This is a genomic window from Clostridium sp. 'White wine YQ', from assembly GCF_028728205.1.
Taxonomy (GTDB): domain Bacteria; phylum Bacillota; class Clostridia; order Clostridiales; family Clostridiaceae; genus Clostridium_T.
Window position 1 is genome coordinate 234634 of sequence record NZ_JAQYUU010000007.1, and the last position, 16413, is coordinate 251046.

Below are 16413 nucleotides of genomic sequence, written 5' to 3' on the forward strand. Positions count from 1 at the left end.
ATTTATTTAAATAGGAAAACCGTAACAAAAATGCATTTTATTACGGTTTTACAATCTAGTAATATTAAATTTTAATTATATACTAAGCATTAGCTTTTTTTAATATTAATGCTGCTAATTCGTTAGCCATTTTATCAATTTCTTCTTGATCTTCTCCTTCTAACATAACTCTAACTAGTGGTTCTGTACCTGAAGGTCTAATCAGTACTCTTCCGCAACCATGAAGTGCTTCCTCTATCTTCTTTATTTCACCTTTAATTTCTTCATCTGTTTCATGAATATCTTTTTTATCATTAGGAACTTTAGCATTAACTAAAACCTGTGGTAGTTGATGCATTATACTTGCTAATTCACTTAATGATTTTCCACTTCTCTTAATTGTTGAAGCAACTTGTAATGCAGTAACTAATCCATCTCCAGTAGTATTATATTCTAAGAATATAATATGTCCTGATTGTTCTCCTCCCAATACATGGCCACTTTTCATCATTTCTTCTAAAACATATCTATCTCCAACCTTAGTTATAGACGTTTTGATTCCTTCCTTTTCACAAGCAAGCATTAGTCCTAAGTTACTCATTACAGTAACAACTAAAGTGTCATCCTTTAATCTTCCCAATTCCTTAAGATGCTTTGCACATAAAGTCATTATAAAATCGCCGTCAATTAATTTACCAGTTTCATCTACTGCTAAACATCTATCAGCATCTCCGTCAAATGCAAACCCTACATGACACCCTTTTCTAACTACATAATCCATTAGCTCTTCTGGATGCGTTGATCCACATTTTTCATTTATATTAGTTCCATCTGGATTATCATTTATTACATATACCTCTGCTCCAAGATCTCTGAAAGCTTTAACTGCAGCTGAGTAACATGCTCCATTAGCACAATCTAGTGCAACCTTTATTCCTCTCAAATCTACAGAAATAGTTTCTTTAGCAAATTCTATATAATCTTCTAATGCACCTACTTCTTCTATTCTTCTTCCTAAATCAGGTCCTATTGGTGAAGGTACTTCCTTAAATCCTGTTTCTATTACTCTTTGTATTTCATCTTCTAATTCATCAGAAAGTTTATATCCTTTATCATCAAAAAACTTAATTCCATTATATTCAACCGGATTATGAGATGCTGAAATCATTACCCCTGCATCTGCTCCATATTTTCTTGTTAAGTATGCCACAGCTGGTGTTGGTATAACCCCTAATGAAATAGCTTCTGCTCCAACAGAAAGTATACCTGCAATTAGCGCTGATTCTAACATATCTCCTGAAATTCTAGTGTCTTTAGCAACTAAAATCTTCGGTTTATGAGTTCCCTCTGTTAATACATAAGCCCCTGCTCTACCTAAGTTATATGCTAACTCTGATGTAAGCTCTGTATTTGCTATTCCTCTTACCCCATCTGTTCCAAACATTCTTCCCATATAAAATTACCTCACTCTTTCGTTTTAAGTAATAAATTTTTCACAAATATAATTATACAAAAAATATTTCTTCCATACAACTTTACAATATAAACATTTTCATAAAGTCCACCTACTTCACTTTATGTATGACCTTATGAAAGTGTCCATAATTAAGGGTAGCTCCATATAAAAGCCACCCCCTAATATTCTACTTATTCTTTTTTTCTTCTAACTTATTCATTTTTTCTAACTTCTCAATTTTTATATTCATAACAATCCCACCTATTAGTAGTGCTCCTACTAATACTAAAGATATAACAACTTCGATATTCATCTTTCTTCCTCCTTACAAACTATTTGAGCTTTAAACATTCGTATCTATGTCACCATGAGGTTTAGATTCATACTCTAACCCCTTTGTCTTTAGCTCATTATATATATTTTTAGTTGGAATAAGCCATATTTGTCCTGTTCCCCTATAAACATTAAGTAATCCTTCACCTGATGCCGCTGTACCAACTATTGATTTAGTACTTTTCTCAACAGAAAATTCAATTTCACCACTTCTTAGTATAGCAAAATTACCATCCACTTTTAAAGTATCATTTATCAAAGTACACTTAAAAATTTCTTTTTCTGGAACAGGTATCTCTAAAACTACAATCCCACTTCCTGAAAGCTTAGTTTGAAAGTATCCTTCCTCACCAAAAGCCATTGCACTAATTTTCTTAACTCTTGCTGCTCCTACTTCAATACTGCCTTCACAAGCAAAAAACAATCCATCATCAACTATTATTTCTTCATCTTCCAGCTCTATCAGTGCAAAATGTCCAAAACTAGGTTCTAAAAATATTTCACCTGTACCTTCGCACTGTGGCTTAAATAAAGGTTCTCCTGTAACTTTACTTGCAAATAACTTTTTGCCTAATCCAACTACACCGCCTACTTTATTACTAATAGTTATGTCACCTTTCATATAACTCAAGGTTCCTGGACCTATATTAACTGAGCTCTCATCTAAAATAATTCTAACCTGTTTTAATTTAATTCCAGCATCTCTCATATATTTTAGCTTAATGGCATTATCTATATCACTGCCACCTTCTAAAGCATCATATTGAAGTATTTGGAATGTTGAATCATTGCTCATCTCACTAAGCATTGTAAGCTTATTGGTTATATTAAGCGAAGTTCTCACTGAATCACCTCTTTTAATTGATAATATTATTTTACAACCTTTAACAAAATTTCACAACTAATAATACTACCTGATAATTTTAATTTTTTATAAAAACATTATTAATGAGAGCTAACTTTGAGTTGTCCTCCAAAATCAGCTCCCACTATACCTTTAAACCATTATTTTATACTTTTACTTAGTTCTATGAACTCTTCTATATCTTCTTCTATTGTCTTGAGAGAGCTTCTCCAAAAATCTACGTTTGTTATATCTATTTCCATAACCTTAGCCACATCTTCAAGCTTATTTCTTCCAGTGATAGCTAATAATTTCTCATAGTCTTCTGTGAACTTTTCTCCACTATTTAAATATTTAGCATATAATCCTTTTGCAAATAATAATCCAAATGCATAAGGGAAATTATAAAAATTACTATCTACATAATAATAGTGTGGCTTCCAAGTCCACATATATGGATGAAGATAATTTTCATCTAATCCATCCCCATAAGCTTCTTTTTGTGCCTTTATCATTATCTCTTTAATTTCATCCGCAGATAATGCTCCATTTCTTCTTCTTTCAAATACTTCGCTTTCAAAAAGGAATCTTGAATATATATCAACTATTACTTGAGTACATCCACTTATTTCTGTTTCAAGTATTGAGAAAGCTTCTTGAGGATTTCCATTCTTAATTCCTGCTTTCTTTACTATTGTTTCACAAAAAGTTGATGCTGTCTCTGCAATTGGCATTGGATAATCAGAGTTTAATACTTTTTCCTTCCTTAGGCATTCCCCATGGAATCCATGTCCAAGTTCATGAGCAAGTGTTACAACATCATTAAAAGAATTTCCATAGTTTAAAAGTATTCTGCTTTCTCCAATGAAGTGAAGATTTTCACAGAAACCTCCCCCTACTTTCCCTTCCTTTGGCATAAAATCTATCCATTCATTTTCATAGGCCCTTCTTGCAAAATCTCCAAGATGTTTACTGAATGTTCTAAAATTATCTTCTACAAAAGCTTTTCCTCTTTCACAATCAAATTCCATGTCCCCCTCAGATACTGGAGCATACAATTCGTAAAAAGGAAGGCCATTTTTATATCCTAATATCTCAGCTTTTTTTCTTAAATATTTTCTAAAACTAGGAAGATATTCTTTCATTGCTGTCATCATTGCATTTAGAGTTTTTTCTTCCATCCTAGAATTTATAAGTGTCATCTCTAAAGGAGATTTATATCCCCTCATATCACTTATAGTAAGTGCTTCTCCTTTGATAGCATTTAAAGCAGCTGCCACTCCATCTTCCACTTTTTTATAGGATTTAATTTCAGCCTCATATGCTTTTTTCCTTATTTCCTTATCTTTGTCATAAGCCATTGTAAGTACAACAGTTAATGGTAGTTTTTTAATTTCTCCATCCATCTCTATTTCTACCTGAAGATTTGAAATCAATGAATCTTTAAGTTTAAGCCAAGCAGTAGAACCAGTATTCTGCATTTTAGCTATAACCCCTTCTTCTTTATCACTTAAAACATATTTGTTCATTTCAATCTTTTCCCTTAAGAAAAACTCATGTTCCTTAAGAATTTTAGATGAAGAAATTAACTTATCAATATGTTTTATTCCTCCAAGCCATTTATCTAATTTTGCATTTGCTTCCGCCATATTACTTACATTTTGATTTAATATATCAGATGCTTTTAACGCTTCTGAATTCTTAGTATTTACACTTAATGAAAGTTCGATAAAGGATCCAAGTTTAAAGAAATAGTTCTTTAATTCACTAGTTTTTTCTATATAATCTTCTATCTTTTTTAATAAATCTTCATAATTACTTGTTACCTTGTCCGCCCAAGTATTATATTCATCAATTAAACTACTTGTATTTCTTAAATCTTCTCTAAACTCATGACTTTCAAAAGATTCGTATAATTCTTTTAAACTCCAATTCAAGCTCATATTATCCCTCCTACAACCTTATAAGAATTTAACTTAATAGCTAAATATTTACTTAAATTATATCATAAGTTTATCCATTAATAGAGGAATATATGAGTAACTTGTTATATTAATATATCTCTCTTAGTGAATACTACATGAGATATTATATAAAATACTATAGTTGTTATTATCATTACTGCAATCCCAAAAGCTAACGTCATGTTGGGGTTATTATACTGAACTGCCATATACCCACTTAAAAGTCCACCTGCATCTCCATAAGATGTAAATAGGAAATTAGCAATCTTTTTAACTGGAGATAGAACTTGAGATAATATTTGTACCAATGTAAATAATGATGTAGTAACTGCCATAGAAATCATACTAGTTTTAAATAGTGATGAAATCAAAAATACAAATGCACAGCATGCAACTATAAATAAAATCTGTACAAGAAACATTCTAATTGTGAAATTCCACTGTGGTATCATTTCACCAGTACCTGCAACTTGAACTAACTGATGTCCTCCTCCTTCTTGAGCCTTACTCATATCAAATGCATATTTAGCATTAAACATAATTGGCATTTTTGCATATCCAAATCCCTTAGTTAACCCTATTAATAAGAACGCCACTACTTCAATTGATAATATTAGACTTACACAACTTATAACTACTGCTATAAACTTTGATAATAATACCTTTCCTCTTGAAACTGGTTGTATAATTAAAAATTTCATAGTTGGAGGTGTAAATTCTCCTGATACCATATCACTCATAAATATTGCAATACCTACTGCTAAGAATACCATTCCTAAAATTTGTATTATTTGCTCAATGAAATTGTACCCTTTAATCTGCCATGACTCTATAGGTTTTAAATCATTAGTCTTATAATAATTTAATTCATCTAATCTTGTTTTAAGTTGACTCTTATACCTATCAGGTTGTGTTTCATCATTTATTTGTTGCTTTAAACTAGTTATTTCTTGGTCTAGATTTGCTTTCCAATCGTCTGTAACAGTACCTTCTTTTATTTGTTTTTCTAATTTATCTAGTGCTGCTTGAGCCCTATCTATGCTTAACTTGAGATCATTCTTCTTAGCTTCAACGCTGCTATCAGAAGCTGATTTTGCTTCAAGCTGCTTCATATCTTGATTCAACCAGCTTATATTTTCCTTTAATGTCGCTACTCTTCCTTCAGGTGAATTTGCCTTTTTTGCTCTATTTTCACTTATGTTATTCCCTATAAACAATAGTGCTACAAAGGCTACAAATAATATTGAGACTACATAGGTTTTTCCTCTACCGAATATCTTTCTTAATTCATTTTTAGTTAATGTAAATAACATTACCTTACCCCTCCTTCCACAAGTTCCATATATCTCTGTTCTAGCCCTTTGTGTTTTCTATAAATCTCTATAATTTCTATATCTTTAGCTACCAATTCTTGTATTAACTTAGGGGAACTACCTTTGTCTATGGAAACTACAACTTCTCCATCATATATATTAACACTATGAATAACTTCTAACTCCTTGATAACCTTAACAGCCTTATCATCATCAGTAGTAACAACAACCATAGTATCTTTTTGGGTCGCTACTCCATCTTCATTTACCTTCTCAACTGACTTAATTTCTCCACCATTTATAAATGCAACTCTGTCACACAAATGTTGTACTTCACTTAATATATGTGAAGAAACAAATACAGACATTCCTCTTTCTTTTGCTGCCTTCTTTACAATTTCTCTAAAATCTAATATTCCTGATGGATCTAGTCCATTTGTAGGTTCATCTAATATCATAAGCTTTGGATTTCCAAGTAATGCAGCTCCTAACCCTAGTCTCTGTTTCATACCTAAAGAATATTTCTTAACCTTATCACCTATTCTATTTTCTAAACCTATAAGTTTAATTATTTCCTCAACATCTTCTTTAGGTACTTTTCTTATTCTCGCAATTTGCATAAGGTTTTCTCTTCCAGAAAGATATCCATAAAGTTCCGGATTTTCAACTACAGCACCTAAATTAGCTAATGCTTTTTCTCTATCTTTTTGTATATCATGCCCTAAGATTTGTATAGTTCCCTCATTAGGGGCAATAAGTCCTACAAGCATTCTTATAGTTGTGGTTTTACCTGCACCATTTGGTCCTAGAAATCCGAATATCTCTCCTTCTTCTACTGAAAAAGAAATACCCTTTATGATTTCTTTCTTACCTAGTTTCTTTTTTACATTTTTTACTTCTAATACTTTCATTCATCTTCCTCCCCTCACCTAACTTATGTTACCAATTAATTCTAATTATTAAATTAACAATCCCTTAAGTTTTTCTTAAAATAAAAGTATAAAAATCCTAAGAGTCCTTCATAAAAATGAAATATTTTAGAAAAAAAAAAAAAAAAAAATAGTAGAAATCAAAGGATTTCTACTATTTTAAATATATAATAATTCTATTTTAATATTCTTTAGCTGTTTCTTCTCCGCTAAGAACTCTTATAGCACCTTGTGCTAAAGCTAAAAGCTCATCTTCTCCTGGATATACTACAACTGGTGCAATCCAGCTAACTTTCTTTTCTATAGCTTCAGTAACTTCCTTACCATATGCGATACCGCCAGTAAGAATTATAGCATCTATTTTACCTTCTAACACTACTGAATATTCTCCAATAGCTTTTGTAACTTGATGAATAAATGCTCCATAAACTAACTTTGCTTCTTCATTTCCTTCATGAACTAACTTCGAAACATCTCTAGCATCGTTAGTATTTAGGTAAGCTACATATCCACCTTTACCAACTATTTTTTTATAAAGTTCATCTTCAGTGTATTTTCCACTAAAGCATAATTTAATTAAGTCTCCAGCAGGAGTTGATCCTGCTCTTTCTGGAGAAAATGGACCTTCTCCATCTAAAGTATTATTTACATCAATAATTCTACCAGCTTTATGAGCTCCTACAGATACTCCTCCACCCATATGAACAACAACTAAGTTAACATCTTCATATTTTTTATTATGTTCTTTAGCATATCTTTTTGCTACAGCTTTTTGGTTTAATGCATGGAATATTGATTTTCTTGGAAGTTCAGGTACTCCTGATAATCTAGCTACATCTATTAATTCATCAACAACAACTGGATCAACTATAAATGCATTTACTCCTATTTCTTTAGCTATTTCATTAGCCAATATAGCTCCAAGATTTGAAGCATGTTGACCATATGCTGCTACCTTTAAATCTGCTAGTAAAGCTTCATTTACATTATAAGTACCACCTGGTATAGGTTTTAGCATTCCACCTCTGCCTACTACTGCACTTAGAGATTTAATATCAAAGTTTTTATCCGCTAAAACTTTAAGAATTACTTCTTTTCTAAAATCCTTTTGTTCAAAGATTGATGCATATTTACCTATTTCTTCTGCTGAGTGTCTTAATGTTTCTTCAAATAATTCCTTTTCATCCTCATAAACACCTATTTTGGTAGATGTAGAGCCTGGATTAATGATTAATAGTTTGTAAGCCATTTTATAATCCTCCTTAAATTATTATTTACTTTCTGCAACTAGTGCTGCAAGTGCTATTGAATTAACTTTAGTTTCAACAGAATCTGCTCTAGAAGTTAATATAACTGGAGCTGAAGTTCCTACTAAGCATCCTCCGTTTCTTGAATGAGAAAGATATGTTAAACATTTATACATTACATTTGCTGTTTCTATGTTTGGTAATAAGAATATATCAGCTTTCCCTGCAACTTCACCAGTAACATTTTTATGATGAGCTGCTTCTTCTGATAAAGCATTGTCAAACGCTAGAGGTCCATCAATTACACATCCCTTAATTTGTCCTCTTTCTGACATCTTAGATAATAGTGCTGCATCCACAGTAGCTGGCATATCTGGGTTTACCACCTCAACTGCACATATAGGAGCTACCTTTGGAAGTTTGATTCCGCATGCTCTAGCAACCTTAACTGAGTTATTTACTATATCAACTTTAGCTTTAAGATCTGGGTAAGTATTAAATGCTGCATCAGTTAAGAATAGTAATCTATCTAATTTATCAACTTCAAAAACTGCTACGTGAGACATTAATTTTCCAGTTCTTAATCCAACTTCTTTGTTTAAAACACTTCTTAAAAATGTAGCTGTATCAACTAAACCTTTCATTACCATATCAGCTTTTCCACTTGATACTAATTGAACAGCAAATAAAGCTGCTTTTTTAACATCTGCTTCATGAATAATTTCAAACTTAGTTAAATCCATGTCTATCTTTTTAGCTATTTGTTCAATCTCAACTTTATTCCCTACTAAAATAGCATCTGCAAAGCCTTGATCTTTTGCTTCTTTAATAGCTTCAAGCACAGGTTCGTCTTGTGCAACCGCAACTGCAACTTTTTTTGTTTTTACACTTTGTAACTTTGATAATAAATCGTCAAAATTCTTGCTCATTTATTACACCTCTTTTATTTATTTTAAATACTTTTCTTACGTCTTTAGTTATTTAAGGTATATTTTCTGAAATAAATTGTTAATTTTATAACAATGCATTTCAGAAATATCCAATTACTATTTTATCAGAAAAAAATCATAAAACATTATTTTTCAGAAAATTTAAATTATATATAATTTATTAACATAGTATAATGCGAAAATCATTTTACATAGTATAAGCTTCTAAATTTTTAGAAGCTATACTATGAATTGCACATTTAACATGGCGAATATTCTTTTATTAAGTTCTCGGCTACCTTTAACCCATCTACTGCCGCTGATATAATTCCTCCTGCATAGCCCGCACCTTCTCCCGCTGGATATAACCCTTCCAAGGATATGCTTTGAAGCTTTTCATTTCTAGGAATTCTAACTGGCGCAGATGTTCTTGTTTCAATTCCAGTCATTATCGCATTTTCTTCTGCAAAACCATTTATCTTTCTGTCAAATGCAACTAGCCCTTCTTTAAGTGAACTTATAACAAATTCAGGCAAACATTTTCTCATATCTGATAGTTCATAACCTGGTTTATAACTTGGCTCAACGCTGCCAATTCTTTGTGATTTTGTATCCTTTAAAAAATCTCCTATTAATTGTACTGGTGCTATAAAGTTTCCTCCACCAGCTTTATAGGCTAGTTCCTCATATTTTCTTTGAAACTCTATACCCGCCAAAGGAGATTTGCTTTGGAAATCTTCTGGTGCTACAGTAACTACTATTGCTGAATTAGCATTTTGCTTATCTCTTGCATGATAGCTCATACCATTTGTAACTAGTCTTCCCTCTTCTGAAGCTGTTGCTACTACTAATCCACCAGGACACATACAAAATGAATAAACCCCTCTTCCAGTTTCTTTAGATGTATGCGAAAGTCTATATTCTGCTGCATGTAGTTTTGGATGTCCTGCATATTTTCCATACTGATTTTTATCAATTAGCTCCTGTGGATGTTCTACTCTAACTCCTATAGCAAATGGTTTTTGTTCCATATGTATACCACTTCTATTTAACATTTCATATGTATCCCTTGAACTGTGCCCAATTGCTAAAATAAGAGTTTCACATGGAATTTTCATTTCATCTACTTGTATCTCTTTTATTTTTCCATTTTCCATAGTTATATTATTCAAGGTAGAATTAAAGTTCACCTCTCCACCTAGAGCCTTTATCTCTTCCCTTATATTTTTCACAACCTCTTTTAATATATCTGTACCAACATGAGGCTTAGCCTTATATATTATTTCTTCTGGTGCTCCACCTTTAACTAACGCTTTAAGTACATAGCTGCATCTAGCATCTTTTATTCTAGTAGTTAGCTTACCATCAGAAAATGTCCCTGCTCCACCTTCTCCAAATTGTACATTTGAACTTTCTTTTAGAGTCCCATCTGCCCAAAATAAATCCACTGTCTTACTTCTATTATCTATTTCTTCCCCTCTTTCAAAAACTATTGGTCTATATCCTTTTCTAGCTAGTAAAAGAGCTGCAAATAATCCCGCAGGACCCATACCAATTACTACTGGTCTAGTATTTAATTTTTTAGTTCCTAAGTTAAATTCTTCTTCATATACATCATCTTCTATTTTTACATCTTTATCATTTATCTTCTTAACTAATTGTTCCTCATTTTCCATAGAAACTTCAACACAATAATTTATCTTTATACTATCTTTTTTTCTAGCATCTATTGATTCTTTTATTATTCTAATTTCAGGTAAGTTTTTTACCCCTATTCCCAACTTCTTTGCAATTTTTTTTGACAAGGATGAATTATCCTCTTCTATATTTAATGTTAAATTATTTATTCTAATCGCCATAAGTCCTCCTAATAATCTATATAGACATAAAGGTTATTTTAACATAAAAAAAGTTTTGAGTAAATTTTAAGGAAGAAATTATATGTTTCATTATAACTATAACTTCTTCCTTTTACTTTATAAAAATTCTACTTTTTCGTAATAACAACTGTAACTTTTTCTTGTGGTGAAATTGTGATATTGTTCGAATTACCTGCCGTAATCTTAGGTGTCAGGTCATAAGTTCCTTCTGCCAAATTTGATAAATCTATTTCTCCTTTAAACATATCAGGTGTATATTTATTTACATTGCTTTCTAAACCACTTATTGTTACCTTTACTTGTGTTTTATTCAAAGAAGATGCTAATCCATCTCCTAATGATTTCACCGTAACTGGTACCAAGATATCTTTACTTATTATTTTTTCTAACTGAATATCAACATTAACTTCTTTAGTTTGAGAAGTAACTCCATCAGGGAACTTCAAATTAACCTTAACACTTCCACTTGAAGTTATCTTCGATAAGTCAATTGCTTCAGTATCTATAGAAGCAATATTATCTATGACCCTTGCATTTCCCTGAAGTTCGATATATTCATCTTCAGATAATATTGATTTTAATGATAGTCCACTTGGAAGATTACCCGTAGTTATGACATTAACCTTTATTGGTTTTAACTGTCTAACCGGTATTGTTACATCGATATTAGCTGGCTCTATATTTATATTTTCTACTTTATTATTACTACTATCCACTGGGACTAACTTTACAGAGGTTGAAAAATCCTTATCTAAATTTAAGAAGTCTCCTTTAGCCACAAGACTTGCTACAGAATTCACATATTTTGATGGTCCTGAAATTGTCCCTTTATTGACTGATAAGGTTGGTTCGCCTGCATAATATTCTTTTCTGGTAGAAATATTCAATTCATTTTTAACTGATATGGTTTTGGTTTCTAATTGATCTATTACTATAGTAACTCTCAAAAATCCGTCATTTTTTATATTTATGTTTGAAGGATAATCTACTATCTCAACAGGCACATTATTTTGTCCTTTCTTTAGTGCATATGATTCTAGATCTGCAGTAATCTTAAACTGCTCCTTTTTTACTGAATAAACCTCTGATGAAGGGCCTTCTAACTTTAAATCAACATATACTTTCTGATTTGGTTCTAGTACTAATCCTGAATTTTTAAGTGTTCCTTCATTTAAGATTTCTACTGGCACCTTTTCAAGGGTATATGTTCTAACGGGACTTTCAACATTTGATATGTATAGCCATAAACCAAAAGAAAGTATTACACAAATTATTTGTATTATTATTTGTTGTTTTTTGCTAACTTTTTGATCCATGCTTTCACCCTTTCCCCAGCAGTTTTAACCCTTCTATTTTGCTTACTTTCAATTACTTTCGTTAGAACAGTTCTTAGTTTCTCTTTATCGTAATTTCTTGTTAACCTGCCATTTATAGCTAAGGAAATCGTACCTGTTTCTTCTGATACAATAACTATTATTGCATCAGATACCTCTGAAATTCCTATTCCAGCTCTATGCCTTGTTCCAAGCTTCTTGTTTATTTCCCCATTTCCTGTTAAGGGGAGCACACACCCAGATGCTATTATTCTATTTTCTCTAATAATTGTTGCCCCATCATGTAATGGTGTGTTTACTACAAAAATATTTTCTAATATGGCTGAAGAAACTATCCCATCTATTTTTGTTCCCGTTTGTATAACTTCTCCTAATCCAGTGCTCTGCTCAATTGCTATTAATGCTCCTGTTTTAGATTTTGATAGAGATTCTATTGCATTAACTATCTCATTAATTACTTTTCCTAGTTCTTCTTTATCTTGAATGGGATGAATATCATCAAAAGCGGTTCTACCTAAATGCTCTAGTGCTCTTCTTATCTCTGGCTGAAATATAATTACTATTGTTAATACTCCAATTGTTATTGTTTTACTAAGAATTACGTAGAGCATATTTAATCTCAATACGTAGCTAATTGGAATAAGTGCAACAATCAATATAATTCCTTTTAATAGTTGCTCAGCTCTAGTTTCTTTAATAAGCATATATCCTTTATAAAATATAAAAGCAACAACTAAAATATCCAAAACAGACCATATAGATATATTTTTAATCGTATTTACAGTTAAATTCAAGAAATCTTGCACCTCATCTCACCCCTTACAATATAGACTCTCTATCTTAGATTATACACCAATTTGCAGATTCTTAATATATAAGTCTAAGGAAATTATTTATAAATTAGAATTAATTTTTCCAAATTAACATAATATTAAAATATAATATTTTTTATGTGGAGGCATCAATGAAACTAAAAAAGAACTTTTGTTATCTAATTATTATAGCCATAACCTTAATACTTATATCCTTCGTTATAGCAAATTACTTTATATCCCGAAATAAAATGTCCAAGCTATTAAATACAATTACTGCTATAAACACATCATATGATACTCTTTTAAAAGAAGAAAAATACGATTTTAATTCCTCTTACACTATTGGAGAAACATCTGCTCTAAAATTAAATGAAGCTTACAAAAAGTCTGGCATCTTATCTGGTAAATATGCAGATTATTTACCTCTTTTAGAGCTTTACAAAAATTTTTATTCTAACTTTAGTCTTCTTAAAGATAAATCAAATTCTTCACCGGAATATATTAAGGACCTTACTACTTCAATAAAAAACCTCGAGGATATAAAAGATTTTTATGATTCACATCAAAGTATAGTTTCTAAACTTTCAGGTTTTAATAATTTTTATGAATTTAATAACCAACTGTTAACTAATCTATTAGACACATCAAAAGATTTATTAAACTCCGATATTACAAAACTTATACAAAGTGACTATAATTATGCTCTTAATAAGTTTTATGCAAGCGCAAATTTATTAACTCAAGATCTAAAGCCAGCATTAACTCATTGCTATGATACTAAGGGTTCCTTAGATAATATTCTAAATGATATATACAAAAAACAAGCAACCTTAGAAGAGTTACAAAAAGATTGCTCCACATTATCTGTCCCTCAATCCTTATATTCTAGTTATGAGGATTTTCAATCTATAATTAACCTTTGTTCGATATACTTAAACTCTATGCGTGAAACTATTGTAAGTGAATCTTCTTCTCCTTCATATGATAAAAATATTGATGAGATTTATGACAATGCTTTCTCTAAAAGACAAGACCTAATCTCCTCATTAAATACTTATAAAGAAAAATATTCTAATATTATTAAATAAAAAATGTATTATCCACTTAAAATTGGTTAAACTATTTTCGAACAGGGTTTATCCATAAGGAGGAGAAACATGAAAAAATTATATTTATTTTCATTCTTCTTTTTAACCTTTTTCTTTTATTTAAGCGGAATTAGGGTATGTGCAATGGAAAGTATAACTGATACACAAAGCGCAATCCCTATAAAAAAAGACATCTTACTTGGGGAGAGCAGAATATTAGCAGTTAATAATAACGAAGCTAAAGACTTATATAAGGAAAAAGAAGAAGTTGTTGAGGTTTTTTCTTATAATAGTAAAACTCTGTACATTACAAAAGAAGATATTGATTTGATGGCTATGGTAGTTTATGCAGAATCTAAAGGAGAACCCTTAGAAGGTAAAATTGCTGTAGCCTCAGTTATTCTTAACAGAGTAACTAATCCAAAGTTTCCTAGAACCATTGAAGGAGTCATAAAACAAAAAAATGCCTTCTCTTGTGTAAAAGGCGGTACGATCAATGTTAAACCTGATCAAGATTCGTATACTGCTGTTTATGAAGCAATAAGAGGAGTAGACCCTACAAATGATGCCTTGTTCTTCTACAATCCAGTTATTTCAACAAGTAATTGGATGAAAAATGTAGAAAAGAAAAAAGTAAAAAATATAGGAAATCATGTCTTCTTTCGCATTTAAGAATAGAGGTGAAAAAGCATTATACTTTTTCACCTCTATTCTTATTTCATAGGGTTTTAAGTTCAACTATTAACTTATTTATGAATGTATAAGTTAAGTTTCCTATCGAAAACCCTATCTCTTATCTAAATAAGAAACTGCACTTAAAGCAGCTATCAAACCTTCTCCTGCAGCCTTTATATATTGATAAGGCTTACCAACACAGTCGCCTGCTGCAAAACATCCTTTTAAATTAGTGCTCATAGTTCTATCTACATAAATATGATCATTTTCAATTTTGAGTCCTGGAACTAATTGGGCTGGTGAAATAGAATCTCTTAAAAAGAATATCCCATCAACAGATACTTCTGATTTCTTTAATTGAAGTTTTGTAACAGCTCCATCTCCAATAACTTTTTCAGGGATATCTTCAATAACTTCTATTGATGAATTTATATTAAATTCTCCCTTATACATGGGAATATAATATACTTTAGAAGCTAATTCTGATACATAGTTAGCCTCTTCTTCACCTTCTGTATTATACCCTATTATTGCAACATCTTTCCCTCTATATAAAGGAGCATCACAAGTTGCACAGTATCCAACACCTTTTCCTAAAAAAGCCTCTTCTCCTTCAATAGGTCTTGAAAATTCAACCCCAGTAGATAAAATTACTGTTGTTGCTTCATATATTTTATCATTTACCATAAGTGAATAATATTCCCCCATGGCATATACATTATTAACTCTTTCATAAGTAATTTCTATTCCCATTTCATCAATATGTTTCTGAAATGCATCCTTTAGATCAACACCTTTTACTCCAGGTAAGCCTAAGTAATTATTTACCTTTGGTGCCTTTATTAATTTAGTACTTAATTCCTTATTACCAAAAATAATATATTTTTTATTACGTATTTTTGCATTTATTGCAGCTGATAAGCCAGCTGGTCCTGAGCCTATAATAGCAATATCATACCTTTCACTCATACTACACCTCTAATTATAAATGCTTTTTAATTAATGCTTCTATTTCTTCCTTTGGTCTAAATCCTACTAATGTATCTACAACTTCACCTGCTTTAAATATCTTTAGGGTTGGAATTGATGCTATTTTAAATTCATTTGCAATAGCAGGATTTTTATCCACATCAACCTTAACAAATTTAACTTCTGTAATTTCTTTTGAAAGTGCTTCTACTATAGGTGCAATCATCTTACATGGTGCACACCAAGTAGCCCAAAAATCAATCAATACTACTCCATCATAGTTTCTTACTTCATTATCAAAATCTTTTTCTTCTAAGTGAATCATTTCTATACCTCCATATTATACCCCCTAAGGGTATGTCGTTTTAATTAATTATATGTTTCCTTATAAAATTTGTCAACACAAAATATAATGCAAAAATCATATTACATCTCATGGTCCAACTCTTAGTTGAAACGTCTAAGAGCTTAACAGTGACATGTAAATTCTTTAATGCATTATATAGGGTTTTAAGTTCAACTAATAACTTATTTATGTATGAATAAATTAAGTTTCCTATAGAAAACCCTATATTAAAATCCTTCAAATGTTCCTTTAACCAATATCTTTCCGTTTTCTTTCAATTTCTTACCTTTTGCAAACATTGTTACTATATTC

General features: G+C 30.9%; 15 protein-coding genes. 2 read left to right on the plus strand and 13 right to left on the minus strand.

Annotation, left to right across the window (positions count from 1 at the left end; translation table 11 throughout):
* Positions 1 to 82 precede the first annotated feature (82 nt).
* From glmM to cdaA, 11 genes are all read right to left on the minus strand, one after another.
* A complete protein-coding gene (gene glmM / locus PTZ02_RS16915) occupies positions 83 to 1432 on the minus strand; it encodes a phosphoglucosamine mutase (RefSeq protein ID WP_274228960.1) in 1350 nt (449 codons plus the stop codon).
* Between the two features lie 190 nt (positions 1433 to 1622).
* A complete protein-coding gene (locus tag PTZ02_RS16920) occupies positions 1623 to 1748 on the minus strand; it encodes a hypothetical protein (protein ID WP_274228961.1) in 126 nt (41 codons plus the stop codon).
* Positions 1749 to 1778: 30 nt separating this feature from the next.
* On the minus strand, positions 1779 to 2612 hold the full coding sequence (locus PTZ02_RS16925) for an AIM24 family protein (RefSeq protein ID WP_274228962.1): 834 nt from the start codon (positions 2610 to 2612) through the stop codon (positions 1779 to 1781).
* Positions 2613 to 2773: 161 nt separating this feature from the next.
* Positions 2774 to 4555: a M3 family oligoendopeptidase gene (locus PTZ02_RS16930; RefSeq protein ID WP_274228963.1), complete on the minus strand. Its 1782-nt coding sequence runs from the start codon at positions 4553 to 4555 to the stop codon at positions 2774 to 2776.
* Between the two features lie 104 nt (positions 4556 to 4659).
* Positions 4660 to 5889 carry an ABC transporter permease subunit gene (locus tag PTZ02_RS16935; protein WP_274228964.1) on the minus strand — a complete coding sequence of 410 codons (1230 nt, stop codon included), beginning with the start codon at positions 5887 to 5889 and terminating at the stop codon, positions 4660 to 4662.
* On the minus strand, positions 5889 to 6800 hold the full coding sequence (locus PTZ02_RS16940) for an ABC transporter ATP-binding protein (protein ID WP_274228965.1): 912 nt from the start codon (positions 6798 to 6800) through the stop codon (positions 5889 to 5891). The genes PTZ02_RS16935 and PTZ02_RS16940 overlap by 1 nt, the downstream gene beginning before the upstream one ends.
* Before the next feature lie 199 nt (positions 6801 to 6999).
* Positions 7000 to 8067, minus strand: coding sequence for a butyrate kinase (gene buk, locus PTZ02_RS16945; RefSeq protein ID WP_274228966.1), 1068 nt, complete (start codon positions 8065 to 8067; stop codon positions 7000 to 7002).
* 21 nt (positions 8068 to 8088) lie between these two features.
* Entirely contained in the window at positions 8089 to 8994 is a 906-nt protein-coding gene (gene ptb / locus PTZ02_RS16950; protein WP_274228967.1) for a phosphate butyryltransferase, read from the minus strand.
* Positions 8995 to 9254: 260 nt separating this feature from the next.
* Positions 9255 to 10853: an NAD(P)/FAD-dependent oxidoreductase gene (locus tag PTZ02_RS16955; protein WP_274228968.1), complete on the minus strand. Its 1599-nt coding sequence runs from the start codon at positions 10851 to 10853 to the stop codon at positions 9255 to 9257.
* A gap of 128 nt (positions 10854 to 10981) precedes the next feature.
* A complete protein-coding gene (locus PTZ02_RS16960; RefSeq protein WP_274228969.1) occupies positions 10982 to 12190 on the minus strand; it encodes a CdaR family protein in 1209 nt (402 codons plus the stop codon).
* Positions 12157 to 13014 (minus strand): diadenylate cyclase CdaA, encoded by an 858-nt coding sequence (cdaA, locus tag PTZ02_RS16965; RefSeq protein ID WP_274228970.1) that lies wholly within the window; start codon positions 13012 to 13014, stop codon positions 12157 to 12159. Before cdaA ends, PTZ02_RS16960 begins: the two co-directional genes overlap by 34 nt.
* A gap of 158 nt (positions 13015 to 13172) precedes the next feature.
* Here cdaA and PTZ02_RS16970 point away from each other — a divergent pair, with 158 nt between their 5' ends.
* Together PTZ02_RS16970 and PTZ02_RS16975 are read left to right on the plus strand one after the other, a co-directional pair.
* Positions 13173 to 14111: a hypothetical protein gene (locus tag PTZ02_RS16970; RefSeq protein WP_274228971.1), complete on the plus strand. Its 939-nt coding sequence runs from the start codon at positions 13173 to 13175 to the stop codon at positions 14109 to 14111.
* A 69-nt stretch (positions 14112 to 14180) separates the two neighbouring features.
* Positions 14181 to 14783: a cell wall hydrolase gene (locus tag PTZ02_RS16975; RefSeq protein WP_274228972.1), complete on the plus strand. Its 603-nt coding sequence runs from the start codon at positions 14181 to 14183 to the stop codon at positions 14781 to 14783.
* A 114-nt stretch (positions 14784 to 14897) separates the two neighbouring features.
* Here PTZ02_RS16975 and PTZ02_RS16980 read toward each other — a convergent pair whose 3' ends face one another.
* Both PTZ02_RS16980 and trxA read right to left on the minus strand, forming a co-directional pair.
* On the minus strand, positions 14898 to 15755 hold the full coding sequence (locus PTZ02_RS16980) for an NAD(P)/FAD-dependent oxidoreductase (protein WP_274228973.1): 858 nt from the start codon (positions 15753 to 15755) through the stop codon (positions 14898 to 14900).
* A 13-nt stretch (positions 15756 to 15768) separates the two neighbouring features.
* Positions 15769 to 16080 carry a thioredoxin gene (gene trxA, locus PTZ02_RS16985; RefSeq protein WP_274228974.1) on the minus strand — a complete coding sequence of 104 codons (312 nt, stop codon included), beginning with the start codon at positions 16078 to 16080 and terminating at the stop codon, positions 15769 to 15771.
* Positions 16081 to 16413: the final 333 nt, after the last annotated feature.